The sequence below is a fragment of the Streptomyces sp. NPDC005576 genome, assembly GCF_042871745.1.
In the GTDB taxonomy this organism is placed as follows: domain Bacteria; phylum Actinomycetota; class Actinomycetes; order Streptomycetales; family Streptomycetaceae; genus Streptomyces.
The window spans coordinates 135,502-160,331 of sequence record NZ_JBIAJC010000007.1; the positions used below are offsets into that span (position 1 = coordinate 135,502).

Genomic DNA, 24,830 nt, shown 5'->3' on the forward strand with positions numbered 1-24,830 from the left:
GGTCATGCGGTCTCGGTGACCAGGCGTTCGACGGCGGCGACGGCGTCGCCGATGGCGTCGGGGTTCTGGCCGCCGCCCTGGGCGACGTCCGGCTTGCCGCCGCCACCGCCGCCGAGGGTCTTGGCGGCCGTGCGGACCAGGTCGCCGGCCTTGAGGCCGCGCTCGCGGGCGGCCTCGTTGGTGGCGATGACCGTCAGCGGGCGCCCGCCCGCGGTGGTGAAGAGGGCCACCACGGCGGGCCGGCCGCCCTGGATACGCCCCCGCACGTCGAGCACCAAGCGGCGCAGGTCGTCGGCGGAGGTGCCGTCCGGCACCTGGCCGGTGACGAGAGCCACACCCCGTACGTCCGTGGCGGAGTCGACCAGACCGGCGGCGGCCTGGAGGACCTTCTCCGCGCGGAACTTCTCGATCTCCTTCTCGGCGTCCTTCAGCTTGCCGAGCATCGTCGAGATCTTCTCCGGCAACTCCTCGGAACGGCCCTTGACCAGCTCCTGGAGCTGAGCGACGACCGTGTGCTCCCTGGCGAGGAAGTGGTACGCGTCCACACCCACCAGGGCCTCGATACGGCGCACCCCGGAACCGATGGAGGACTCGCCCAGCAGCTTGACCAGGCCGAGCTGCGCGGTGTTGTTCACGTGCGTGCCGCCGCACAGTTCCTTGGAGAAGTCGCCGATGGTGACGACCCGGACCCGCTCGCCGTACTTCTCGCCGAACTCGGCGATGGCACCCTGCTTCTTCGCCTCGTCGATCGACATGACCTCGGCCTGCACGTCGAGCTCCCGGGAGAGGACCTCGTTGATCTTCTGCTCGACGTCGGTGAGGACCGTGCCGGGAACGGCGGCGGGCGCACCGAAGTCGAAGCGGAAGCGGCCCGGGGAGTTCTCCGAGCCGGCCTGGGCGGCCGTCGGGCCCAGGGCGTCGCGCAGTGCCTGGTGGGTGAGGTGGGTGGCGGAGTGGGCGCGGGCAATGGCCCGGCGGCGGGTGATGTCGATCGTGGCGAAGGCGGAGGAGCCCACGGTCACCTCGCCGACCTGGACGACACCCTTGTGGACGCTGACGCCGGGGACCGGCTTCTGGACGTCGCGGACCTCGACGACGGCACCGCTGTCGAGGCGGATACGGCCGGTGTCGGCGAGCTGGCCGCCGCCCTCGGCGTAGAACGGGGTGCGGTCCAGGACGACCTCCACCTCGTCGCCCTCGGTCGCGGCGGGCGAGGGGACGCCGTTGACGAGGAGGCCGACGACGGTCGACTCACCCGTGGTGGTGGTGTAGCCGGTGAACTCCGTGGCGCCGGCGGTGTCGGCGACCGCCCGGTAGGCGGAGAGGTCGGCGTGACCCGTCTTCTTCGCGCGGGCGTCGGCCTTGGCCTTGTCGCGCTGCTCCTGCATGAGGCGGCGGAAGCCGTCCTCGTCGACGGCCAGGCCCTGCTCGGCGGCCATCTCCAGGGTCAGGTCGATCGGGAAGCCCCACGTGTCGTGGAGCAGGAACGCCTTGTCGCCGGCGAGGACCCGGCCGCCGGCGGCCTTCGTCTCCGTGACCGCGGTCTCCAGGATGTTCGTGCCGCCCTTGAGGGCCTTGAGGAAGGCGGCCTCCTCGGCGAGCGCGACCGTCTCGATGCGCTTGCGGTCGGTCAGGAGCTCCGGGTACTGCCGGCCCATCGTGTCGATGACGACGTCGATCAGGTCCTGCACCACGGCGCCGGTGGCGCCCATCAGGCGCATGTTGCGGATGGCGCGGCGCATGATGCGGCGCAGCACGTAGCCGCGGCCCTCGTTGCCCGGGGTGACACCGTCGCCGATGAGCATGACGGAGGTGCGCATGTGGTCGGCGACCACCCGCATGGAGACGTCGGTGGAGTGGTCGGCGCCGTAGCGGACACCGGTGAGCTCGGTGGCCCGGTCCATGACGACCCGCAGGGTGTCGGTCTCGTACATGTTCTGCACGCCTTGCAGGATCATCGCGAGGCGTTCGAGGCCGAGCCCGGTGTCGATGTTCTTCGACGGCAGGTCCCCCAGGATCGGGAAGTCCTCCTTGCCGTCACCGGCACCCCGCTCGAACTGCATGAAGACCAGGTTCCAGATCTCCACGTACCGCTCGTCGTTGACGGCCGGGCCGCCCTCCACGCCGAACTCCGGGCCCCGGTCGTAGTTGATCTCGGAACAGGGCCCGCACGGTCCGGGCACACCCATCGACCAGAAGTTGTCCTTCTTGCCCAGGCGCTGGATCCGCTCGGAAGGGACACCGATCACGTCCCGCCAGATCGTCTCCGCCTCGTCGTCGTCGAGGTAGACGGTGATCCACAGCTTCTCCGGCTCCAGGCCGAAACCGCCCTCCGCGAGGGAGCCGGTGAGCAGCTCCCAGGCGTATTTGATGGCGCCTTCCTTGAAGTAGTCGCCGAAGGAGAAGTTCCCGCACATCTGGAAGAACGTGCCGTGGCGGGTGGTCTTGCCGACCTCTTCGATGTCCGGGGTCCGGACGCACTTCTGCACGCTGGTGGCGCGCGGGGCGGGAGGCTTGGCCTCACCCAGGAAGTACGGCTTGAAGGGCACCATGCCCGCGTTGACCAGCAGCAGAGTCGGGTCGTCCGCGATGAGCGACGCCGAGGGAACGACGGTGTGACCGCGCTCCTCGAAGAAGCTCAGCCAGCGACGGCGAATTTCGGCCGACTCCATCAGTGGTCCTCATTCCGGTTGTTCGAGTTGCGGGGGAGGGTGCGGTACACGGGGGGCCCGTCCGCGCGGTGCGCGGGTCCGGCCGCCTCGACGGCGCGGGGACGCCGTACGGAGAGCTCCGGGTCGGCCGGTGCGTCCAGGCCCAGCGCTCCACCGAGTTCGGCCTCGCGCCGGACCATGCCCTCGCGCACGTCGAGGGCGAAGTCCTTGAGCCGGTGACCGGCCTCGATCGCCCTGTCCGCGGCCTGCGCCGCGAGGCTCTCGGGGCTGAGCTGCTTGATCTTGCGGTTCACCTTGGTGGTGGCCCACACGCCGGCGGCCGCGCCGGCGGTGAACCAGAAGGTTCGGCGGAACATCGCTGGTTCAGTCCTTCTGTCCGCGGGAGCTGCGTCCGCTCCGCTTCTTGCGGGCGGACGGCACGGTTCGTCCGACGACCACGGTACGACGGGGGGCCGGGGCCTCGCGTCCGGGCTCCGGTACGGTCCGGCGGCCGAGGGCCTGGCGGACGCCGTAACCGAAGGCCGCGACCTTCACCAGGGGGCCGCCGAAGGTCGACGCGACGGTGGTGGAGAGGGCGGAGGCGTTGGAGGTGACCTCCTGGACGTCGGACGCGATGGCGTCGACCTTGTCCAGCTGGGTCTGCGCGGAGCGTACGGTCGCGGAGGCGTCGGCGAGCAGCGGTACTGCCTGCTCGGTCACGTCCGCCACGAGTTTGGTGGTCGCCCTGAGCGTCTGGGCCAGCCTCACCAGCACCACGGCGAGGAACGAGACCAGGATCGCCCAGAAGACGGCCACCAGGATTCCGGCCACCTCTCCACCGGTCACTGCGCACCGCTCTCTCTTCGCCGCTCGCCCCCGTGGGGGGGGCTGTCACCGTCCGGACCGGCCGCGGCACCCGGGCACACCCGCCACTGGGCCAGTCGTCGTTTCGACGAGCCTATCGCGCCGGGCGTCACGCCCTGTACCGCATTACCCGTCGCCGGGAAAGGGGTTGCGGGAGAAGTTTGTACGCAGTGCTTCCGAGCCAGTACTCTGCGTGTTTCATGCGACGCCTTCAGGGTCGGCCCCCCGAGCCCGACGACCAGGACTCCGGGCACGCCCCCCGTCGTGGCGGACTGCCCGCGGAGCTGAGCTCCTTCGTCGGACGCCACGACGATCTCACCGCAGTCGGCGCGCTGCTGGAGGAGAGCCGGCTGGTCACCGTCGTCGGAGTGGGCGGCATCGGGAAGACCCGCTGCGCGGTGCGGATCGCCTCGCTTCTGGAGAAACGGTACTGCCATGGAGTCGGGGTCGCCGACCTGGCCGGTCTGGGCGATTCCGACCTGCTGGAGCACGCGGTGGCCGACGCGCTGGGGCTGACCGACCACACCCGCAGGCCGCCCCGGACGATCCTGCTGGAGCATCTCGCCGACCGGGAGGTGCTGCTCGTGCTCGACGGGTACGAACAGCACGTCGACGCCTGCGCCGGACTGGTCCGGGAGCTGCTGCGCCGCGCGCCGCGGCTGCGGGTGCTGGCGGCGGGCCGGCTGCCGCTTCGGGTGGACGGCGAGGTGCTCCACCCGCTCGCGCCGATGGGCGGCGAGGACGCGCTGGAGCTGTTCGCCGCCCGGGCCGGCGCCGTACGGCCCGGCTTCGCGCTCACCGACGCGGTCCGGGAGACCGTACGGGAGCTGTGCCGGCGCCTGGACGGGATTCCGCTCGCCCTGGAACTCGCCGCCGGGCGGATGCGTGCGCTCGCACCGGAGCAGATCCTCCAGCGACTGGACGACCGGTTCAGGCTGCTGACGGGCGGCAGCCGGAGCGCCCCGGCGCGCCACCAGACCCTGCGGACGGCGATCGGCTGGAGCCACGAGCTGTGCGCGCCCGTGGAGCGGCTGCTCTGGGCGCGGCTCTCCGTCTTCGCCGGACAGTTCGACCTGGAGGCCGCGGAGTACATCTGCGGCGGTCCGGGCCTGCCGGCCGACACCGTGCTGGACGTGCTGGACGCGCTCATCGCCCAGTCGGTGGTGCTGCGCGAGGACTCCCCCGCGGGCACCCGCTACCGGCTGCTGGACACGATCCGTGAGTACGGGGCCCAGTGGCTGTCGGCCACCGGGGACGCCGAGCGCCTGCGGCGGCGGCACCGGGACTGGTTCCTGGGACTCGCGACCTGGTGCGAGCTGGACTGGTTCTCCCCCCGGCAGGAGGTGGTGGCGGCCCGAGTCGAGTGCGAACTCCCCAATCTGCGCAGGGCGATGGAGTGTTCGATGGAGTCCTCGGACGAGATCCACCTCGCGCAGTACCTGGCCGGAACCCTCTGGTACTTCTGGGTCGGCTGCGGGCGGCTGGCGGAGGGCAGGTACTGGCTGGAGCACGTCCTCGACGAGGACGCCACCCACGATCCTTCGCGGCTGAAGGCGCAGTGGGTGCTGGGATACGTGGCGGTGCTCCAGGGCGACACCATCGGCGCGATCGCCGCGCTCCAGGACTGCCGGGAGGGGGCGGAGCAGTCCGGGGACGACGCGGCCGCGGCGTACGCGGTGCACCGGACGGGCTGCCTGGCCCTCGTCACCGACGACGTGGTCCGTGCGGAGGAGTTGCTGCGGGACGCGCTGGCTCGGTACCGGGAGGTGGGCGAGCTCAACAGCAACGTCCTGATGGCCCAGGTGGAACTGGGCATGGCGCGGGTGTTCCAGGGGGATCTGGAGGACGCCGCCGCGCACTGCCGCGAGGTCGAGGAGGTCTGCGACGACCACGGGGAGCGGTGGGTCCGGGCGTACGCGCTGTACGTCCTGGCCTTCGTGGCGCTGCGGGAGGGCCGCCCAGGACCGAGCCGCCGGATGGTCCTGGAGGCGCTGGCCACCGGCCACCGGTTCCACGATCCGCTGGGCAGCGTGCTCTCCCTGGAACTGCTGGCACTGCTGACCGCCGTGGAGGGTGACGCGGCGGAGGCTGCCGTGCTCCAGGGGGCCGCGTCGGCGATCTGGCCCTCCGTGGGGGTGCCGGTCTTCGGCTCGGCCCACTACGGCACCCCGCGCGCCGAGTGCGCCGGGCTCGCCCGCGCGGAGCTGGGGGACGACGCCTACGGCGCCGCACTGCGCGCCGGGGCGCTGCTCGACTACGACACGGCGGTACGGCGGGCGCTGACCGGCGGACGCCGACACCCGGTGGACGCCTCATCTTCTGCGGAGGGCCTCCCGCCGGGAGGTGTCCCTGCGGCCGGGGAAACGCGAAGGCCCGCCGCCTCCCGGATGACCGGAAGGGGCGGGCCCGAGCTCTGATGCGAGCGCTGCGCCTGGATCAGCGGGCGTAGTACTCGACGACGAGCTGCTCGTCGCAGATGACCGGGATTTCCTTGCGGTTCGGGTCCCGGTCCAGGCGGAAGGCCAGGGCCTTCAGGTTCACCTGGAGGTAGCGCGGGGTCTCACCGTCGGTGTCGTAACCACCCTCGCGGGCCACCTGGAAGGGGACCTTGGTGCGGCTGCGCTCGCGGACCTGGACGACGTCGTCGGGGCGCACGCGGAACGACGGCTTGTCGACCTTGCCGCCGTTGACCTCGATGTGGCCGTGGACGACCATCTGGCGGGCCTGGTAGATGGTGCGGGCGATGCCCGAACGCAGGACCAGGGCGTCGAGGCGACGCTCCAGCTCGACGACCAGCGCCTCGCCGGTCTTGCCTTCGGCCTTCTTGGCGCGGTCGTAGGCACGCGCCATCTGGCGCTCGCTGATGTCGTACTGCGCACGCAGGCGCTGCTTCTCCAGCAGACGGACCTTGTAGTCCGAGTTCTGCTTGCGCCCACGGCCGTGCTCGCCCGGCGGGTACGGACGCGCTTCGAAGTACTTGACAGCCTTGGGCGTCAGAGCGATGCCGAGGGCACGCGACTTCTTGACCTTGGGACGCGACTGGTTAGGCACGTTCTCCAGACCTCCGTTGTAGGGGTTTACCTCACTCGAGAGAACGCGCGTCTCGCCCTGGGAACACCACACACATCACGGACATCACGAAGAAGCGACGGCACGCACAAGGGTGCCGTAACGACGGAAGGCCGATCTGATCGTGGTCAGCCGCGTCCCAGCGGGCTTGAAAATCGTCGGCTGCCGTCAGCAGGCCGAACGCACACGAACTCGTCTACAGACTACCTGCTCCGCGGAGCTCCTCGTACCGGGGGCGGGTGTGACTCCTGTCGCGGGTCGCTTCACGCGCGCGAGGCCCCCGCCGGTCAGCGCTCGCGCGTCCCGCCGTCGCCGTCCGGACGGCCGAGGCGCTCGCGGACCCGGTCCGCCACGTCGGCGTACCGGGCCTCGGCGCCGTACCGGGTGGGGGTGTAGTACCGGCGGCCCCGGACCGCCTCGGGGGCGTACTCCTGGGCGGCGATGCCGCCGGGGACGTCGTGCGGGTAGACGTATCCCTGGGCGTGCCCCAGCTTGGCGGCGCCCCCGTAGTGGCCGTCGCGCAGGTGGGCCGGGACCGGGCCGGCCAGCCCCTTGCGGACGTCCTCGCGGGCGGCCGTGATCGCCAGGGTGGCCGCGTTGGACTTGGGGGCGAGGGCCAGGGCGATGGTGGCGTGGCTGAGGGTGAGGGCCGCTTCGGGGAAGCCGATCAGGGCGACGGCCTGGGCTGCGGCGACCGCCGTCGGCAGGGCGGTCGGGTCGGCCAGCCCGATGTCCTCGCTGGCCGAGATCATCAGCCTGCGGGCGATGAACCGGGGGTCCTCCCCCGCTTCGATCATGCGCGCCAGGTAGTGCAGCGCCGCGTCCACGTCCGAGCCCCGGATCGACTTGATCAGGGCGCTCGCCACGTCGTAGTGCTGGTCGCCGTCCCGGTCGTACCGTACGGCGGCCCGGTCGACGGTCTCCTCGACCGTCGAGAGGGTGATCTCCGCCTCGTGTTTGGCCAGGGCGGCCCCCGCCGCCGCCTCCAGGGCGGTGAGCGCGCGGCGGGCGTCGCCGCCCGCGATGCGCAGCAGGTGGTCCTCCGCGTCCTCGGGGAGCGTCACCGCGCCGCCGAGACCGCGTTCGTCGGTGAGGGCGCGGTGCAGCAGCGCGCGCAGGTCCTCCTCGGTGAGGGACTCCAGGGTGAGCAGCAGCGAGCGCGACAGCAGCGGCGAGATGATGGAGAAGTGGGGGTTCTCGGTGGTCGCCGCGATCAGGGTGACCCAGCGGTTCTCGACGGCGGGGAGCAGCGAGTCCTGCTGGGCCTTGGAGAAGCGGTGGATCTCGTCGAGGAAGAGGACGGTCTCCTTGCCGAAGCCGCCGACGGCACGGCGGGCACCGTCGATGACGGCTCGCACTTCCTTGACGCCGGCGGTGATCGCCGAGAGCTCGACGAACCGCTTGTTGGTGGCCTTGCTGACGACGTGGGCGAGGGTGGTCTTGCCGGTGCCGGGCGGGCCCCAGAGGATCACCGAGGACGGGCCGGCCGGACCGCCGCTGCCCTCGCCGACGAGCCTGCGCAGTGGGGAGCCCTGCTTCAGCAGATGCTGCTGACCGACGACCTCGTCCAGGACCCGGGGGCGCATCCGGACAGCGAGGGGGCTGCTGGACGGGTCCTTCTCCTGGCGTTCTTCGGCGGCTGCGGTGAAAAGATCGGGCTCCACCCCAGAAGCCTAAGCCACCGTACCGACAGGGCGTCGGGCCCGGGTGCTCCCCTCGAACCGCCCGATCCGGCGGGCGGCCGGGACGGACGCCGGTCAGCTGGTCCAAAAGTCCCACCAACGGGTCAGGATCAGCATGCCGATGATGCCGATCCAGAGCACCGGGGGCGCCCAGTGGAACTCGGTGAGGCCGGCGCGCAGCCAGGCCGGCGCGGGCAGAATGCGGTGCTTCACGTTGTGGATGGTGACGTAGCAGAACATGACGATCGTGGCGACCCAGGCCAGGCAGCACCAGAGGCAGAGCGAGTTGATGTTGTACAGCGACTGGTACTGGAGCCAGGTGCAGAAGCCGACGCCGAAGAGGGCGCCGGCGTTGAGGCCGAGCCAGTACCACGGGCGGAACCGGGCTCCGGCGAGCAAAGCCATGCCGATGCCGATCACGATGGGGTAGGCGACGAGTCCGATCATCGGGTTCGGGAAGCCGAAGGCGGAGGCCTGCTCGCTCTTCATGACGTTGCCGCAGGCGACCACCGGGTTCAGGCTGCACCCCGGGGTGAAGCTGGGGTCTTCCAGGAGCTTGAACTTGTCGATGGTGATGACCCAGGCGGCCAGCAGTCCGGCCGCTCCCGTGATCGCCAGCAGCAGCGCGAGGGCACGACCGCTCCCGATGGTCCTTCTACCGCCGTCCTCAGCCTGTGCCGAGGAGTGGTGATCTACCGCTGCAGTCGTCATATCGCCGTTCCATCGCTGAGTGTCCGACCGGGCACGGCCATTCTGCCGTACCACCGTTCGGGTCTTCCGTTCGATCCGCATAAGAACGTGCGACGTTCGGGCGCTCTCTCCCGCGGCTGCGGGCGGGGTTCAGGGCTCTGGCGTGGCGGAACGGGTCCGGAGGCCGGAGGGGAAGTCGCGCCGGCATTCTTCGGACACCCGCACCGATGATCACTCGGGGGAATGACGTACGGAGCTCGGCGTTGACACCGCACCGGCTCCACCCCGGCGGAGCGCCGGCCGGGCACGGCGTGGATGTGCCGAGGGGCGGCCCGGTCGTCCGACCCGGCCGCCCCTCGTATGCCGTACGGTCCCGCCGTACGGTCCCGGTGCGGTCCCGCCGCGCCGCTCAGGCGAGGCGCGTCCGCACCGCTTCGGCGATCCCGTCCAGCGGCACCGCCGTCTGGTCGCCCGACTCCATGTCCTTGAGCTGGACCACGCCCTCGGCGAGGTCGCGCTCGCCGGCGACGATCGTGTACCGCGCCCCCGAGCGGTTGGCGCTCTTCATCGCGCCCTTGAGGCCGCGCCCGCCGAACGCGAAGTCGGCCGCGATCCCGTCCTTGCGGAGCGCGGTCACCACGCCGAAGAGCACCCGGCGGGCCTCCTCGCCCAGCGGCACCGCGTAGACGCTGGTGGCCGCGGGGATGTCCAGCTCGATGCCTTCGGCCTCCAGTGCGAGCACCGTGCGGTCCACGCCCAGCGCCCAGCCGACGGAGGGCAGCGCGGGGCCGCCGATCATCTCGGAGAGGCCGTCGTACCGGCCGCCGCCGCCGACGGCCGACTGCGAGCCGAGCCCGTCGTGGACGAACTCGAAGGTGGTGCGGGTGTAGTAGTCCAGGCCGCGGACGAGCTTCTCGTCGTCCTCGTACACGACCCCGGCGGCGGTCAGCAGGCCACGCACCTCCTCGTGGTACGCCTTGCAGGCGTCGCAGAGGTGGTCGCCGAGCTTGGGGGCGCCGACGAGTTGCTTCTGCACGTCGGGCCGTTTGTCGTCGAGCACCCGCAGCGGGTTGATCTCGATGCGGCGGCGGGTCTCCTCGTCCAGGTCGAGATCGCGCAGGAAGCCCTGGAGCGCCTCGCGGAAGACGGGACGGCACTCCTTGTCGCCGAGCGAGTTCAGCAGGATGCGGAACCCGGTCAGCCCCAGCGAGCGGTACGCCTGGTCGGCCAGGATGATCAGCTCGGCGTCGAGCACCGGGTCCTCGGCGCCGATGGCCTCGGCACCGACCTGCGAGAAGTGGCGGTACCGGCCCTTCTGCGGACGCTCGTAGCGGTAGTACGAGCCGGAGTACCAGAGCTTGACCGGCAGGTTCCCGGCCTTGTGGAGGTTGGCCTCCAGCGCGGCGCGCAGCACGGAGGCGGTGCCCTCGGGGCGCAGCGCCAGCTCGTCGCCGCCCTTGGTGGTGAGGGTGTACATCTCCTTGGTGACGATGTCGGTGGACTCGCCGACGCCGCGGGCGAAAAGGTTCACGTCCTCGAAGCCCGGGGTCTCGACGTAGCCGTAGCCGGAGCTGCGCAGCGGGGCGGAGATGGCCTCACGGACCGCCAGGAACTTCGCGGAGTCCGGCGGGATGAGGTCGTAGGTGCCCTTGGGGGCCTGGAAAGTACTCACAGGAAGAGGTCTCTCGTCACATTCCTCGGCGCGGCGCGTCCAGCCCGTTCAGGAACGGGTTGGCGGCGCGCTCGCGGCCGATGGTGGTCTGGGGGCCGTGGCCGGACAGCACCACGGTCGAGTCGTCGAGCGGCAGGCACACGCGGGCCAGCGACTCGAGCAGCTCGGCGTGGTCGCCGCCGGGCAGGTCGGTGCGTCCGACGGAGCCGGCGAAGAGCAGGTCGCCCGAGAAGAGGACCGGCGGTACGTCGCCCGCCCCGGGCATCCTGAACGTCACCGACCCCTTCGTATGGCCGGGTGCGTGCGCGACGCCGAACTCCAGCCCGGCCAGTTCCAGACGCGCCCCGTCGGTGAGTTCCTTCACGTCGTCGGGCTCGCCGATGGTCAGTTCGCCCATGAGCGGCATCCCGATGGAGCGGCCGAGGGCCTTCTCCGGGTCGCTCATCATGTAGCGGTCCCGGGGGTGGATCCAGGCGGGCACGTCGTGGGAGCCGCAGAGCGGGACGACCGAGGCCACGTGGTCGATGTGTCCGTGGGTGAGCACGACCGCCACGGGCTTGAGCCGATGCTTCCTGAGCGCGTCCTCGACTCCCTGGGTGGCCTGGTGGCCCGGGTCGATGATCACGCACTCCTCACCGGCGGCGGGGGCGACCAGGTAACAGTTGGTCCCCCAGGCCCCGGCGGGGAACCCGGCAATGAGCACGATCGTCCTTCGTTCGGTCCGGCGTTCGGTCGGCGTTCGGGCCGGTGGAAACGGGGCCGCGGCAGCCTGTGCGGCAGACCAGAGCCTACCGGCGCTCCTCATTCCACAGCTAACCCATATACGGTACGGGCAGCCTGAGGGCTGTCCCGCCATTCCTGGCGGGTGCGCGACGACAGCTACGGCACCTCGCCACGTTGTCGGAACGTCCGCATACATCCCGTATGCGGACGCTCCTCCGCCTTGCGATGCACCGCATCCGACGCCGCGCACTGATCCACCAGGAAGGGCGGGACAGCCCTCAGGCCCCACCCATACGAACGTACAAGGAGACGAACCGGTGGTCAGCAGCGATCAGCGGCGGCGGCAGCTCGCCCGGGAGAAGTACGAGCGGCAGCAGCAGCGGCGGGAGGAAGCGCGTCGGCGCACCCGGCGGCTCACCGCGATCATCTCCTCCGCGGTTGCCGTGGTCGCCGTCATAGGCGTGGTCACCTACGTGACCGTCGGGAACGACGACGACAGCGACAAGAAGCCCGAGGCAGCGGCGAGCACGCCCGCGTCCCCCTCGCCGTCCGCGAGCGAGAGCGCGGCGCCCGAGCCCAAGGTCACCATCGACAAGACGGCCACGTACGCGATGTCCGTCAAGACGAACCAGGGCGACCTGAAGTTCACCATGGACGCGTCGAAGACCCCGCACACGACGAACTCGTTCAAGTACCTCGCCGACAAGGGGTTCTTCGACGGTACGAAGTGCCACCGTCTGGTGACGCAGGGCATCTTCGTCCTCCAGTGCGGCGACCCCAAGGGCGACGGCACGGGCGGTCCCGGCTACACCATCCCGGACGAGAACCTCGACGCCCTCGGCAAGGCGGGCGCCGACGGCACGGTGACGTTCCCGGCGGGCACGGTCGCCATGGCCAACACGGGCCAGGCGCACACCGGCGGCAGCCAGTACTTCCTCGTGTACAAGGACTCCAAGCTGCCCCCGACGTACACCCCGTTCGGCACGATGGACGCCGCCTCGCTGAAGGCCGTCCAGGCGATCGGCGCGGCCGGCGTCTCCGGCGGTGCCGCCGACGGTGCGCCGAAGAAGGCCGTGGCCGTGTCGAAGGTGACCGTCGACAAGGAGTGAGTCACCCCGCTCCGCGGAGCCCCGGAGGCCTGCTGTCCCGGCCGCCGGGGCTCCGCGTTGTCGAAAATGCCCGGTACGGTCGCGCGAACCTGCCCGGACCCGCCCGGACCGGAGAAATCCAGCCGTGCGGAGTGCGGACAGCCGGGCCGCCGGTCGCCTAGATTGGCGGGGTGCAGGGCGGGCGCTGCCCGCCCCAGGAAACTGTGGACGATGCCCGGGGGGCCCACCCCCTCGCAGGCATCAGGTGGAGGAGGCGCTGTGAGCAGCGACCCGTGGGGCCGTGTCGACGAGACGGGCACCGTGTACGTGCGTACTGCCGAGGGCGAGCAGGTCGTCGGATCGTGGCAGGCCGGTACGCCCGAGGAGGCGCTGGCCTATTTCGAGCGCAAGTACGAGGGCTTGGTGGTCGAGATCGGCCTCCTCGAAAAGCGGGTGAAGACCACCGACCTCTCCTCGAAGGACGCGACGGCGGCGATCGACCACCTGCGCACGCAGGTCGACGAGCACCACGCGGTGGGCGACCTCGAAGCGCTGCGCACCCGGCTGGACGCGCTCGTCGCGACGGTCGACTCGCGGCGCGAGGAGCGCAAGGTCCAGAAGGCGAAGCAGACCGACGAGGCCAAGCAGGCCAAGGAGAAGCTGGTCGTCGAGGCCGAGGAGCTGGCGCAGAGCGAGCAGTGGCGCTCCGCCGGTGAGCGGCTGCGGGCGCTCGTCGACACCTGGAAGGGCCTGCCGAGGCTCGACCGCAAGTCGGACGACGAGCTGTGGCACCGCTTCTCGCACGCCCGGTCCGCGTTCTCCAAGCGTCGCAAGGCCCACTTCGCCTCGCTGGATGCGCAGCGCGAGGAGGCCCGCAAGGTCAAGGAGAAGCTGGTCGTCGAGGCCGAGGCGCTCTCCGGGTCGAAGGACTGGGGTGACACCGCGGCCCGGTACCGCGACCTGATGACGGAGTGGAAGGCGGCGGGCCGCGCCCAGCGCGAGGCCGAGGACGAGCTGTGGAACCGTTTCCGCGGCGCGCAGGACGTCTTCTTCGCCGCCCGGGGCGAGACCTTCGCCGAGCGGGACGCGGAGCAGGGCGAGAACCTCAAGCTCAAGGAGGAGCTCGCCGCCGAGGCCGAGAAGCTGGTGCCGGTGCGGGACCTCAAGGCCGCGCGTGCGGCCTTCCGCACCATCAACGAGCGCTGGGAGGCCATCGGCCACGTGCCGCGCGACGCCCGGCCGAAGATCGAGGGCCGCGTGCACGCCGTGGAGCGCGCGCTCCAGGAGGCCGAGGAGTCGGAGTGGCGCCGGACCAACCCGGAGGCGCGTGCGCGTGCCGCGGGGCTGACCGGTCAGCTCCAGGCGGCCGTGGACAAGCTGCGCGGTCAGATCGACACCGCCCGCGCCTCGGGCAACAACGCCCGTGCCGACAAGCTCGCCCGTGAGCTCGAGGGCCGGCAGGCGCTGCTCGACCAGGCGCTGAAGGGCCTGGAGGAATTCGGCGGCTGACGGGCAGGTGCGAGAAGGGGGTCCCGTACGCGTGACGCGTACGGGACCCCCTTCTCTCTGTCCGTCCGTGCTGTTGCTACGGCCGCCGGGCCGAGGTGACCCGGTAGACGTCGTAGACGCCCTCCACGCCGCGTACGGCCTTCAGGACGTGGCCCAGGTGCTTCGGGTCGCCCATCTCGAAGGTGAACCGGGAGGTGGCCACCCGGTCGCGGGAGGTCTGCACGGCCGCCGACAGGATGTTGACGTGCTGGTCGGAGAGGACGCGGGTGACGTCCGAGAGGAGCCGCGAGCGGTCCAGGGCCTCGACCTGGATGGCGACCAGGAAGACGGAGGACTGGGTCGCCGCCCACTCGACCTCCAGGATGCGTTCCGGCTGCTGCGACAACGAGTCCACGTTCACGCAGTCCGCGCGGTGCACCGAGACGCCGCTGCCGCGGGTCACGAACCCGATGATGGGGTCGCCGGGTACGGGGGTGCAGCAGCGGGCCAGTTTGATCCAGACGTCGTCGACGCCCTTGACGACGACCCCGGGGTCGTTGTTCGCCCGGCGCTTGCTCCGGCCGCGCGAGGGCGGGGCGCTCTCGGCGAGATCCTCGTTGGCGGCGTCCTCACCGCCGAGGGCCTGCACCAGCTTCTGCACGACACCGGCGGCAGTGACATGGCCCTCGCCGATCGCCGCGTACAGGGACGAGATGTCGGGGTAGCGCATCTCGTGGGCGAGGGTGACGAAGGAGTCGCCGGTCAGGATGCGCTGGATCGGCAGGTTCTGCTTGCGCATCGCGCGGGCGATGGCGTCCTTGCCCTGCTCGATGGCCTCGTCGCGACGCTCCTTGGAGAACCAGGCCCGGATCTTGTTCCTGGCCCGGGGCGACTTGACGAAGCCGAGCCAGTCCCGGGAGGGTCCGGCGCCGGCCGCCTTGGAGGTGAAGATCTCCACGAGGTCGCCGTTGTCGAGCGTCGATTCGAGCGGTACGAGCCGCCCGTTGACGCGTGCTCCTATGGTGCGGTAGCCCACCTCGGTGTGGACGGCGAAGGCGAAGTCGACCGGGGTCGCCCCGGCCGGCAGCGCTATCACGTCGCCCTTGGGCGTGAAGACGAAGACCTCGTTGCGCGAGAGGTCGAAGCGGAGCGACTCCAGGAACTCGCTGGGGTCCTCGGTCTCCTTCTGCCAGTCGAGGAGCTGCCGCAGCCACGCCATGTCGTTGACGGTGTCCTGGCTACGACCGCCGCTGGTGCTCTTGGGCACGTCGGTGCGGACCTTGGACGCCCCCGCGACGGCCTCCTGCTTGTACTTCCAGTGCGCGGCGATGCCGTACTCGGCGCGGCGGTGCATGTCGAAGGTACGGATCTGGAGCTCGACGGGCTTGCCGCTGGGACCGATGACCGTGGTGTGCAGCGACTGGTACATGTTGAACTTGGGCATCGCGATGTAGTCCTTGAACCGGCCGGGTACCGGGTTCCATCGCGCGTGCACGGTGCCGAGCGCCGCGTAGCAGTCGCGGACGGTGTCCACGAGGACGCGGATGCCCACCAGGTCGTAGATCTCGGCGAAGTCGCGGCCTCGCACGATCATCTTCTGGTAGACGCTGTAGTAGTGCTTGGGCCGCCCGGTGACGGTGGCCTTGATGCGCGCGGCCCGCAGGTCGGACTGGACCTCGTCGGTCACTATGGCGAGGTACTCGTCGCGCTTGGGGGCGCGCTCGGCGACGAGGCGGACGATCTCGTCGTACATCTTGGGGTAGAGGATCGCGAAGGCGAGGTCCTCCAGCTCCCACTTGATGGTGTTCATGCCCAGGCGGTGGGCGAGCGGAGCGTAGATCTCCAGCGTCTCGCGGGCCTTCTTCTCCTGCTTCTCCCGCTTGAGATACCGCATGGTGCGCATGTTGTGCAGCCGGTCGGCGAGCTTGATGACGAGGACCCGGGGGTCCTTGGCCATCGCGACGACCATCTTGCGGACGGTCTCGGCCTGGGCGGCCTCGCCGAACTTCACCTTGTCCAGCTTGGTCACGCCGTCGACGAGCAGCGCCACCACGTCGCCGAAGTCGCGGCGCAGGGTGTCCAGGCCGTACTCGGTGTCCTCGACGGTGTCGTGCAGCAGCCCCGCCATCAGGGTGGCCGGATCCATGCCCAGTTCGGCGAGGATCGTGGTGACCGCGAGCGGGTGTGTGATGTACGGGTCGCCGCTCTTGCGCTTCTGCCCCCGGTGCCAGCGCTCGGCGACCTGGTACGCCCGCTCGATCTGCCGGAGCGTGGCCGACTCGATCTTGGGGTCGTTCTGGCGCACCGTGCGCAGCAGCGGTTCCAGGACGGGGTTGTACGGGCTGGAGCGCTGTACGCCCAGCCGGGCGAGGCGGGCCCTCACCCGGTTGGAGGAGCCGCCGGTGCGGGCGGGCTGCCCGGCGGGCGTGGCCGGCTTCACGGGCCTGGCCGGATTCTTCGAGGCGGGCGGCGCCGGAAGGGCGGGGGCGGGCCGCTTCTCGGGCCCGGTGGCGTCCGGTGCGGCGGACCGCTCCTCGGGGGCCGTCGGGGTCCCGCCCTGCGGGGCGGCGTCACCGGGCACGGCGGAACCCGCCGCGGGCTTCTCCGGCTGCGGCGTTCCGGCTGCGTTGGCCTCGTCTGGCAAGGGCACTCCTCATGCGTATCCGGACTACCCGGAAGGCCATGGTATCGAGCCACCGACGGCTCCTCGTCCGGGGACCGTGGAAGCTCTGACAACACGCGCGGGCACCCGGTTGTTCCCCGGATGCCCGCGCGTGGTCGTACCAATCGCTCAGAGGGTGATCAGACGGTGATCAGTGCCTCCAGCGGGGCCCCCTGGAGGGCGGGTTCCAGACGGCCGCGGCCGTCGAGGAAGCCGAGCTCCATGAGGACCGCGACGCCCGCGACCTTCGCGCCCGCCCGCCGGATGAGCTCCAGCGAGGCCTCGGCGGTGCCGCCGGTGGCGAGGACGTCGTCGATGACCATGATCCGGTCGTCGGCGGTGATGTCCTCCGCGTGCACCTCGATCTCGGCGGTGCCGTACTCCAGGTCGTAGGCCTGGCGGAGCGTCGCTCCGGGCAGCTTTCCGGCCTTGCGGACGGGGATGAAGCCGAGTCCGGCCCGGACGGCGACGGGGGCGGCGAGGATGAAGCCGCGCGCCTCCAGCCCGACGATCCGGTTGGCGCCGTGCCGGACGCACAGCTCCGCGAGGACGTCGGTCAGCGCCGTGAAGGCGACCGGGTCCGCGAGCAGCGGGGTGATGTCCTTGAAGAGGACGCCCGGCTTCGGGTAGTCGGGCACGTCACGGATACGGCTGAGCAGCAGCTCCCGGACGGATTCGGTGCTGGTCATCGACGCTTCCCCTGACCGCGGCCGGTGCTGCCACCGGGCTCACGGCGCTGGCCGATCACCGAGGCCGAGGAGCCCGCTCCGGCACCCGCGTACCCGGTGTCCTGCGACTCGTCCTCTGCGGACTCGCCCTTGGCCCCGGCCGCCGCGCGCTTGGCGAGAACGCGCTTGGTGAGCGCCTTCATCTGCGGCTCGCGCTCCTTGAGGTCGGTCACGAGCGGAGTGGCGATGAAGATCGAGGAGTACGCGCCGGCGGCGAGACCGACGAAGAGCGAGAGCGAGATGTCGTTCAGCATGCCGGCGCCGAGGACGCCGCCACCGATGAAGAGCAGACCGGCGACGGGGAGGAGCGCGACCACGGTGGTGTTGATGGAACGCACCAGCGTGCCGTTGATCGACCTGTTCGCGATCTCGCTGTACGTGTACCGGGTCTGCTTGGTGATCCCCTTCTGGCCCTCCTTGAGGCTGTCGAAGACGACGACCGTGTCGTAGAGGGAGTAACCGAGGATGGTGAGCAGACCGATCACGGTGCCCGGGGTGACCTCGAAGCCGACCAGGGCGTAGACGCCGACCGTGATGGTGATGTCGTGGATCAGCGCCACCAGGGCGGCGACCGCCATCCGCCACTCGAAGGCGATGGCCAGGTAGACGACGACGAGGACCATGAAGATCCCGAGGCCGGTCCACGCCTTGTTGGCGATCTGCTCGCCCCAGCTGGGGCCGACCAGGTCGGCGTTGATCTTCGACGCGGGAACGCCGAGGTCCTTCGACAGCTGGGTCTTGATGCCGTCGGCCTTGGCGGTGTCGACCTCGGTGATCTGGATGCGCAGGCCGCCGTTGCCGAGCTCCTGCACGATCGCCTCGTGGCCGGAGGCCGCCACGGCGGCTTCCTGGGCCTGCGAGGTGGAAATCTTCGCCTTGGTGTCGGTCGTGAAGACCGCGCCGCCCTTGAACTCGATGCCCATGTTCAGGCCGCCGACCGCCAGGCCGAGGATGGCCGTGATGGTGATCAGGATCGAGACGCCGTACCAGATCTTGCGCTTACCGATGAAGTCGTAACCGAGCTCGCCTCGGTAGAGCCGGGCGCCGATGTTGCCGAGTCGCGACATCTCACGCCTCCTTCGGGTCGGTGGAGGAGTTGACACGGCGCGAGCGGCGCAGCGGCGGCTTGGCGCCGAGCCGCTTCGGGTCCAGACCGGACCACGGGTGACCGCTGGAGAAGAACTTCGTCCGGCCCATCAGCGTCATGACCGGCTTGGTGAAGAGGAACACCACGACGACGTCGAGCACGGTGGTGAGGCCGAGCGTGAACGCGAAGCCCTGGACCTTGCCGACGGTGACCACGAAGAGCACGGCCGCGGCGAGGAAGGAGACGAAGTCGGAGACGAGGATGGTGCGCCGGGCGCGCGGCCAGGCACGCTCGATGGCCGGCCGGAGGGTGCGTCCCTCGCGGATCTCGTCCCTCACCCGTTCGAAGTACACGATGAACGAGTCCGCGGTGATACCGATGGCCACGATGGCACCACAGACCGCCGGCAGGTTCAGCGCGAAGCCGATGGCCGGGCCGAGCAGGGCCATGATCGTGTACGTGAGGACACCGGAGACCAGGAGGCTCAGCAGCGCGATGGTCGCGAGGCCGCGGTAGTAGGCCACCAGGTAGATGACGACCAGTGCCAGGCCGATCGCACCGGCGATCAGGCCGGCCTGGAGCTGCTCCCCGCCGAGGGCGGCGGTCACCGTGGTGACGCTCGCCTCCTTGAAGGTCAGCGGCAGGGCACCGTAGGACAGGATGTTGCCGAGGTCCTGCGCCGACTGCTGGGTGAAGTTGCCCGAGATCTGGGCGTTGGCGCTGAGCGCGCTGGCGACCGAGGGCGCGGAGACCACTTCGCCGTCGAGGACGATGGCGAACTGGTTCATCGGCGCGGTCTGCTTCGACAGCGTCGACGTGATCTTGTTGAACTTCTTCGCGCCGCCGGAGGTGAACTCCATCGACACGATCCACTCACCGGTGGACTGGTCGATGGTGCCCTGGGCGTTGTCCACGTCGCTGCCGGAGACCGCGGCCGGGCCGAGGACGTACTTCTCGTAGCTGCCCGGGGTGTTGGAACCGCAGGCGACGATGGTGTCGGTGGCCTTGGCGTTCTGGCCGGCCTCGGCGCGCTGCTTCGGGTCGGAGCAGTCGAGGGCGGCGAACTCGGCCTGGAGCTTCGCGGTGGCCGGGTCGACGGAGGCGCTCGGCGAGGCCGCGGCGGGGGTCTCCGCGGTGGCGGCGCCGGTCGTCGAGGCGTTCGGGGTGGGGTCGTCCTTGGTCAGCGCTCCGGTGACGGCGCGCCCCTGGGTGGTGGCGCTCGCCGAGGGAGTGGCCGAGGAGCCGGCCTTGTCGCCGTCCGTGGCCGTCTCGCCGTCGGTCGCCTTCGCGGAGGCGGAAGCCGACGGCTCGGCGCTCGGAGAGGCGCTGCCCGAGGGAGTGGCGGTGGCCGGAGGGGTGGCGTCGGAGCCGCTGGCCTCGACGGTCAGAACGGGCCGGAAGTAGAGCTGGGCGGTCGTACCGACCTGCTCACGGGCCTGCTCGGAGTTGGTCCCCTTCGGGATGTTCACGATGATGTTGCTGGAGCCCTGGGTCTGAACCTCGGCCTCCGACACACCGAGACCGTTGACACGGCGCTCGATGATGCCGACGGCGGTGTTCATGTTGGTCTCGTTGATCGCGTCCGGCTTGCCGGGCTGGCTCTTGGCCTGGAGCGTGATCGACGTTCCACCCGCCAGGTCGATGCCCAGTCTCGGAGTGGTGTGGCCGGACAGGAACATCCCGCCAGCGAGCGCGACCATGACGATCAGGATGAGAGCCAGGGAACGCCCCGGCCTTCCCTGACCGCCACCGGCCGGCCCTCGGCCCTTCTTCGGTGCTGCCACCTTTTCGTTTCTCCCTGTCCAACCGCCCCGCGCCGGGTACGCGCCCGAGCGGCCACGAAGTGTTGTGGGGACCCGCCCCCGCAGAAGACCGGACGGTCCGGGGAGACCGCGCGCCGGGTGGGCGGGCGGTGTCCCCGTGTCGTGCGACTACTTCGCGCCGGTGTCGCCGTCGTCCTTGATGCCCTTGGCTTCCTTCGCCTCGGCGTCCTTCACCGGGGTGCCCTCGGCGTCGGAGGCGTCGTCCGCGGACTTCTTGCCCAGGTCGATCTTCTCGACACCGTCGGTGTGGCCCTCGGTGAGCGAAGAGGCGTCGTCCGGAACGACCGGCGAGTCGAGCTCCTCGGTGTCGCCGTGGACGATGCGGTTGTACTCCGCGTCGTCCAGGACCGCGCCGATGGCGTTCTTCGCGTAGATCGCGTGGACGCCCGGGGCGACCTCCAGGAGGACGGTGTCCTCCTGGACTTCCTTGACCGTGGCGTACATGCCACCGATGGTGCGGACGCCGGTGCCGGGCTGCATCTCGTTGCGCATCTGGGAGGCAGCCTCCTGCTTCTTCTTGGCGGACCGGGACATCATGAACATGACGCCGAAGATCAGGATGACGGGGAGAAGAAGTTGGAGACTCACAGGACGGATTTCCTTCGCACGACCGCGCTGAAAATGCGGCCTGTATCTACGGGGGTGGGTACACCGACCTTTAAGGGCGGCATCGGCGGAGTCTAAGCGAGTCCGCATCGCTGGAACAACGCCCAGCATCGCACCACGGTTCCGCAAATGGTCAAGCTGTGACGCATCACGCCCCGAACAGGCCCGCTTGTCCCTTTGCGCCGTACTGCGGCGGAACAAGCCCCAGATGGGCCCAAGCGGCCGGTGTGGCCACCCTCCCGCGGGGCGTCCTGGCCAGCAGTCCCTCGCGTACGAGGAAGGGCTCGGCGACCTCCTCGACCGTCTCCCGCTCCTCCCCCACCGCGACGGCGAGGGTGGAGAGGCCGACGGGACCGCCGCCGAAGAGCTTCAGCAGGGCGCCGAGGACGGCCCGGTCGAGCCGGTCGAGTCCGCGGGCGTCGACCTCGTACACCTTGAGTGCCGCCGCGGCGATGTCCCGGTCGATCACGCCGTCCGCCTTGACCTGGGCGTAGTCGCGGACCCTGCGCAGCAGGCGGTTGGCGATGCGGGGAGTGCCCCGGGAGCGGCCGGCGATCTCGGCGGCGCCCGCGGTGTCGATGGCCACGTCGAGGAGCCCGGCGGAGCGGTGGAGGACGCGTTCCAGCTCGGCGGGGGCGTAGAACTCCATGTGGCCGGTGAAGCCGAAACGGTCCCTCAGCGGGGGCGGCAGGAGGCCGGCCCGGGTGGTCGCGCCGACCAGGGTGAAGGGCGGGAGTTCGAGGGGGATGGCGGTGGCGCCGGGGCCCTTGCCGACGATGACGTCGACGCGGAAGTCCTCCATCGCCATGTAGAGCATCTCCTCGGCCGGCCGGGACATCCGGTGGATCTCGTCCAGGAAGAGCACCTCGCCCTCCTGGAGGGAGGAGAGGATCGCCGCGAGGTCGCCCGCGTGCTGGATCGCGGGCCCGGAGGTGATCCGGATGGGTGCGTTCATCTCCGCCGCGATGATCATCGAAAGAGTGGTCTTCCCGAGACCCGGTGCACCCGAAAGCAGCACGTGGTCGGCGGTCGCCCCCCGGGCGCGGGCGGCCTTGAGGACGAGGTCGAGCTGTTCGCGGACCTTCTCCTGGCCCACGAACTCGTCGAGGTCCTTGGGGCGCAGGGCGGCTTCGACGGCGGTGTCCTCGCCGTCCGCGACGCCGGTGACCAGCCGGTCGTCGTACGCCGCCGCAGCGTCGGCCGCCCGCTCGTCGGTGTCGGGTCCGGTCTCGTCCCAGTTCATCGGGTCAGTCCTGCCTCGGGGTTCGGCGCCGGTCAGCGGGTGCGGTTGAGGGTCTGGAGGGCGGCGCGCAGCAGCTGCGGTACCGGGGGCCGGACGCCGTCCGCGAGGGCCGCCTCGGCCTGCGGGGCGACGGCGGACACCGCCTCCTCGGCCTCCCTGGCGGCGTAGCCGAGGCCGATCAGCGCGGCCTGGAGCTGCTCCCGCCAGTCGGCGACGGCGGTGGCTCCGGGCGTCTGTCGGCCGATGTGGGCGCCGACCGGGGCGCCGAGCCGGTCCTTGAGCTCCAGCAGGAGCTTCTGGGCGCCCTTCTTGCCGATGCCGGAGACGGCCATCAGTGCCTTCTCGTCGCCGGTGGAGACGGCCTGGCGCAGCGCGTCGGGGCTGTGGGTGGCGAGCATGGCCTGGGCGAGCCGGGGGCCGACTCCGCTGGCGGTCTGGAGCAGTTCGAAGACCTGGCGTTCGTCGTCGTCGGCGAAGCCGTAGAGGGTGAGGGAGTCCTCGCGCACGACGAGGGAGGTGGCGAGCCGGGCCTGCTGGCCGATCCGGAGGTCGGCGAGGGTGCGCGGGGCGCACTGGACGGCCATGCCGATGCCGCCGACCTCGATGACGGCCGCGGCCGGGGAGAGGGCGGCCACCGGGCCGGAGAGGAAGGCGATCATGCGGTGCGGCCTTTCAGCGTGCGATGGGCGGCGACGGCCTGCTGGAGCCGGTTCTGCGCGGGGGCCCGCCAGATGTGGCAGATCGCGAGTGCGAGGGCGTCGGCGGCGTCGGCGGGCCTGGGCGGGGCGTCGAGCCGGAGCAGCCGGGTGACCATGGCGCCGACCTGCGCCTTGTCCGCGCGTCCCGAGCCGGTGACGGCGGCCTTGACCTCGCTGGGGGTGTGCAGGGCGACGGGGATGCCGCGTCGGGCGGCGCAGAGCATGGCGACCGCGCTGGCCTGGGCGGTACCCATGACCGTGCGGACGTTGTGCTGGCTGAACACCCGCTCGACGGCGACGAATTCGGGACGGTGTTCGTCGAGCCACTGCTCGATGCCGCGCTCGACGGCGACCAGGCGGTCGCCGAGTGCGGCGTCGGGCGCGGTCCGCACCACCCCGACCCCGATCATGGTCAGCGGGCGGCCGGCGACGCCTTCGACGACGCCGACACCGCACCGGGTCAGCCCCGGGTCCACGCCGAGTACGCGCACGGAGCGCCCCCTGTCCTCACCGCTCGGTCAACTGTTCTGGCAGGTTATCGGGCGGCTCCGACAACGCGACGGGCCGACGGGGGTGTGTCCCCGTCGGCCCGTGTCGCGTACCGCATCCGGGTCGCCCCCCGGATCAGTCCGCGTCGACCTTCGCCATGACCTCGTCCGGGACGTCGAAGTTGGCGAAGACGTTCTGCACGTCGTCGCTGTCCTCCAGCGCGTCGATGAGCTTGAAGATCTTGCGCGCACCCTCTTCGTCGAGCTCGACCTGCATGGTGGGCAGGAAGTTGGCGTCGGCGGAGTCGTAGTCGATGCCCTCGTTCTGGAGCGCCGTGCGGACCGCAACCATGTCGGTAGCCTCGCTGACGACCTCGAAGGTGTCGCCGAGGTCGTTGACCTCTTCGGCGCCCGCGTCGAGCACGGCACCCAGCACGTCGTCCTCGGTCAGCTCACCCTTGGGAACGTGGATGACGCCCTTGCGGTGGAACAGGTACGAGACCGAGCCCGGGTCGGCCATCGAGCCGCCGTTGCGGGTCATCGCCACGCGCACGTCGGAGGCGGCGCGGTTGCGGTTGTCGGTGAGGCACTCGATGAGCACCGCGACACCGTTGGGGCCGTAGCCCTCGTACATGATCGTCTCGTAGTCGGCGCCGCCCGCTTCGAGACCGCCGCCGCGCTTGACCGCGGAGTCGATGTTCTTGTTGGGGACGGAACTCTTCTTCGCCTTCTGAACGGCGTCGACGAGCGTGGGGTTGCCGTCGAAATCGACGCCGCCGGAGCGGGCCGCGACCTCGATGTTCTTGATCAGCTTCGCGAAGAGCTTGCCGCGCTTGGCGTCAACCACGGCCTTCTTGTGCTTCGTCGTAGCCCATTTAGAGTGGCCGGACATCTGCCTTCTCCTTCGCGTCACCAAAATCGATCCGAACCCGAGAGATCCTACCGGGATCGTTCAGACCACTGCGCGCACCATCTCGACGAAGAGCGCGTGGACGCGGTGGTCACCGGTCAGTTCCGGGTGGAACGAGGTCGCGAGGGCGTTCCCCTGGCGCACGGCGACCATGTGACCGCGGTGTTCGGCGAGGACCTCGACCGAGGCGCCCACCGATTCCACCCAGGGGGCCCGGATGAAGACGCCCTCCACCGGTCCGTCCGCGCCCTCCTCGATGCCCCGTACGGTGACGGATGCCTCGAAGGACTCGTTCTGGCGGCCGAAGGCGTTGCGGCGCACGATCATGTCGATCCCGCCGACGGTCTCCTGGCCCGCGCGCGGGTCCAGGATCTTGTCGGCGAGCATGATCATGCCCGCGCAGGTGCCGTAGACCGGCATGCCCGCGCGTACCCGCTCGCGCAGCGGCTCCATCATGCCGAAGAGCACGGCGAGTTTGGACATGGTGGTGGACTCGCCGCCGGGGATGACGAGACCGTCGACCCCGGCGAGTTCCTCGGGGCGCCGGACCGGCCTGGCCAGGGCGTCCGCCGAGGCCAGTGCGATCAGGTGCTCGCGTACGTCGCCCTGGAGGGCGAGCACTCCGATCACGGGAGTGTCGTTCCTGCCGGTCATCGGG

At 70.6% G+C, this 24,830-nt stretch carries 21 protein-coding genes; 3 read left to right on the forward strand and 18 right to left on the reverse strand.

All coding sequences use genetic code 11. The features are described 5' to 3' along the window. Positions 1-2: 2 nt before the first annotated feature. Genes alaS through ACFYPN_RS14200 form a run of 3 tightly spaced genes read right to left on the reverse strand, consistent with a single transcriptional unit; the run spans position 3 to position 3,482 of the window. On the reverse strand, positions 3-2,672 hold the full coding sequence (gene alaS / locus ACFYPN_RS14190) for an alanine--tRNA ligase (protein WP_389298324.1): 2,670 nt from the start codon (positions 2,670-2,672) through the stop codon (positions 3-5). Continuing rightward, positions 2,672-3,028, reverse strand: coding sequence for a DUF6167 family protein (locus ACFYPN_RS14195; protein WP_358764447.1), 357 nt, complete (start codon positions 3,026-3,028; stop codon positions 2,672-2,674). Before ACFYPN_RS14195 ends, alaS begins: the two co-directional genes overlap by 1 nt. 7 nt (positions 3,029-3,035) lie before the next feature. Continuing rightward, on the reverse strand, positions 3,036-3,482 hold the full coding sequence (locus tag ACFYPN_RS14200; RefSeq protein WP_358764465.1) for a DUF948 domain-containing protein: 447 nt from the start codon (positions 3,480-3,482) through the stop codon (positions 3,036-3,038). Positions 3,483-3,715: 233 nt separating this feature from the next. Between ACFYPN_RS14200 and ACFYPN_RS14205 the strand changes: the two genes are divergently transcribed. Beyond that, on the forward strand, positions 3,716-5,932 hold the full coding sequence (locus ACFYPN_RS14205; RefSeq protein WP_389298326.1) for an ATP-binding protein: 2,217 nt from the start codon (positions 3,716-3,718) through the stop codon (positions 5,930-5,932). 19 nt (positions 5,933-5,951) lie between these two features. Here ACFYPN_RS14205 and rpsD read toward each other — a convergent pair whose 3' ends face one another. From rpsD to ACFYPN_RS14230, 5 genes are all read right to left on the reverse strand, one after another. After that, a complete protein-coding gene (gene rpsD / locus ACFYPN_RS14210; RefSeq protein ID WP_015607373.1) occupies positions 5,952-6,566 on the reverse strand; it encodes a 30S ribosomal protein S4 in 615 nt (204 codons plus the stop codon). 305 nt (positions 6,567-6,871) lie between these two features. Further along, on the reverse strand, positions 6,872-8,248 hold the full coding sequence (locus tag ACFYPN_RS14215) for a replication-associated recombination protein A (protein ID WP_389298329.1): 1,377 nt from the start codon (positions 8,246-8,248) through the stop codon (positions 6,872-6,874). Between the two features lie 93 nt (positions 8,249-8,341). Then, positions 8,342-8,977, reverse strand: coding sequence for a vitamin K epoxide reductase family protein (locus tag ACFYPN_RS14220; RefSeq protein WP_358764453.1), 636 nt, complete (start codon positions 8,975-8,977; stop codon positions 8,342-8,344). Positions 8,978-9,365: 388 nt separating this feature from the next. After that, on the reverse strand, positions 9,366-10,628 hold the full coding sequence (gene hisS / locus ACFYPN_RS14225) for a histidine--tRNA ligase (RefSeq protein WP_358764455.1): 1,263 nt from the start codon (positions 10,626-10,628) through the stop codon (positions 9,366-9,368). Positions 10,629-10,644: 16 nt separating this feature from the next. Continuing rightward, the gene (locus ACFYPN_RS14230; protein WP_358764457.1) at positions 10,645-11,331 is read right to left on the reverse strand and encodes an MBL fold metallo-hydrolase; all 687 of its coding nucleotides are present in this window, start codon (positions 11,329-11,331) and stop codon (positions 10,645-10,647) included. Positions 11,332-11,668: 337 nt separating this feature from the next. On the opposite strand from ACFYPN_RS14230, the gene ACFYPN_RS14235 reads away from it, so the two are divergent. After that, complete coding sequence (locus ACFYPN_RS14235) at positions 11,669-12,460, forward strand: peptidylprolyl isomerase (RefSeq protein WP_358764459.1); 792 nt, start codon at positions 11,669-11,671, stop codon at positions 12,458-12,460. Between the two features lie 258 nt (positions 12,461-12,718). Further along, positions 12,719-13,948, forward strand: a complete 1,230-nt coding sequence (locus ACFYPN_RS14240; protein WP_358764461.1) for a DUF349 domain-containing protein — start codon at positions 12,719-12,721, stop codon at positions 13,946-13,948. A gap of 76 nt (positions 13,949-14,024) precedes the next feature. Here the strand turns inward: ACFYPN_RS14240 and ACFYPN_RS14245 are convergent, their stop codons facing one another. From ACFYPN_RS14245 to pdxT, 10 genes are all read right to left on the reverse strand, one after another. Beyond that, the gene (locus tag ACFYPN_RS14245; RefSeq protein ID WP_358765807.1) at positions 14,025-16,571 is read right to left on the reverse strand and encodes a RelA/SpoT family protein; all 2,547 of its coding nucleotides are present in this window, start codon (positions 16,569-16,571) and stop codon (positions 14,025-14,027) included. Positions 16,572-16,729: 158 nt separating this feature from the next. Beyond that, positions 16,730-17,278 carry an adenine phosphoribosyltransferase gene (locus ACFYPN_RS14250; RefSeq protein WP_358765805.1) on the reverse strand — a complete coding sequence of 183 codons (549 nt, stop codon included), beginning with the start codon at positions 17,276-17,278 and terminating at the stop codon, positions 16,730-16,732. After that, on the reverse strand, positions 17,275-18,384 hold the full coding sequence (gene secF / locus ACFYPN_RS14255; RefSeq protein ID WP_358765803.1) for a protein translocase subunit SecF: 1,110 nt from the start codon (positions 18,382-18,384) through the stop codon (positions 17,275-17,277). Before secF ends, ACFYPN_RS14250 begins: the two co-directional genes overlap by 4 nt. A 1-nt stretch (position 18,385) precedes the next feature. Next, complete coding sequence (secD, locus tag ACFYPN_RS14260) at positions 18,386-20,188, reverse strand: protein translocase subunit SecD (RefSeq protein WP_358765801.1); 1,803 nt, start codon at positions 20,186-20,188, stop codon at positions 18,386-18,388. A gap of 147 nt (positions 20,189-20,335) precedes the next feature. After that, complete coding sequence (yajC, locus tag ACFYPN_RS14265) at positions 20,336-20,815, reverse strand: preprotein translocase subunit YajC (RefSeq protein WP_358765799.1); 480 nt, start codon at positions 20,813-20,815, stop codon at positions 20,336-20,338. A gap of 166 nt (positions 20,816-20,981) precedes the next feature. After that, the gene (ruvB, locus tag ACFYPN_RS14270; RefSeq protein WP_358765797.1) at positions 20,982-22,076 is read right to left on the reverse strand and encodes a Holliday junction branch migration DNA helicase RuvB; all 1,095 of its coding nucleotides are present in this window, start codon (positions 22,074-22,076) and stop codon (positions 20,982-20,984) included. Between the two features lie 32 nt (positions 22,077-22,108). Next, entirely contained in the window at positions 22,109-22,735 is a 627-nt protein-coding gene (gene ruvA / locus ACFYPN_RS14275) for a Holliday junction branch migration protein RuvA (RefSeq protein ID WP_358765795.1), read from the reverse strand. Then, entirely contained in the window at positions 22,732-23,265 is a 534-nt protein-coding gene (gene ruvC / locus ACFYPN_RS14280) for a crossover junction endodeoxyribonuclease RuvC (protein ID WP_358765793.1), read from the reverse strand. Before ruvC ends, ruvA begins: the two co-directional genes overlap by 4 nt. A gap of 133 nt (positions 23,266-23,398) precedes the next feature. Beyond that, positions 23,399-24,154 carry a YebC/PmpR family DNA-binding transcriptional regulator gene (locus ACFYPN_RS14285; protein ID WP_389298335.1) on the reverse strand — a complete coding sequence of 252 codons (756 nt, stop codon included), beginning with the start codon at positions 24,152-24,154 and terminating at the stop codon, positions 23,399-23,401. Positions 24,155-24,214: 60 nt separating this feature from the next. Further along, a complete protein-coding gene (gene pdxT / locus ACFYPN_RS14290; protein WP_358765789.1) occupies positions 24,215-24,826 on the reverse strand; it encodes a pyridoxal 5'-phosphate synthase glutaminase subunit PdxT in 612 nt (203 codons plus the stop codon). Positions 24,827-24,830: the final 4 nt, after the last annotated feature.

Bases quoted from the DNA above. Each gene is read 5' to 3' on its own strand.
- pdxT (WP_358765789.1), bottom strand. From the start codon at position 24,826: ATGACCGGCAGGAACGACACTCCCGTGATCGGAGTGCTCGCCCTCCAG.
- ACFYPN_RS14220 (WP_358764453.1), bottom strand. From the start codon at position 8,977: ATGACGACTGCAGCGGTAGATCACCACTCCTCGGCACAGGCTGAGGAC.
- ACFYPN_RS14285 (WP_389298335.1), bottom strand. From the start codon at position 24,154: ATGTCCGGCCACTCTAAATGGGCTACGACGAAGCACAAGAAGGCCGTG.
- ruvA (WP_358765795.1), bottom strand. From the start codon at position 22,735: ATGATCGCCTTCCTCTCCGGCCCGGTGGCCGCCCTCTCCCCGGCCGCG.
- ruvB (WP_358765797.1), bottom strand. From the start codon at position 22,076: ATGAACTGGGACGAGACCGGACCCGACACCGACGAGCGGGCGGCCGAC.
- alaS (WP_389298324.1), bottom strand. From the start codon at position 2,672: ATGGAGTCGGCCGAAATTCGCCGTCGCTGGCTGAGCTTCTTCGAGGAG.
- ACFYPN_RS14250 (WP_358765805.1), bottom strand. From the start codon at position 17,278: ATGACCAGCACCGAATCCGTCCGGGAGCTGCTGCTCAGCCGTATCCGT.
- ACFYPN_RS14195 (WP_358764447.1), bottom strand. From the start codon at position 3,028: ATGTTCCGCCGAACCTTCTGGTTCACCGCCGGCGCGGCCGCCGGCGTG.
- ACFYPN_RS14205 (WP_389298326.1), top strand. From the start codon at position 3,716: ATGCGACGCCTTCAGGGTCGGCCCCCCGAGCCCGACGACCAGGACTCC.
- secF (WP_358765803.1), bottom strand. From the start codon at position 18,384: ATGTCGCGACTCGGCAACATCGGCGCCCGGCTCTACCGAGGCGAGCTC.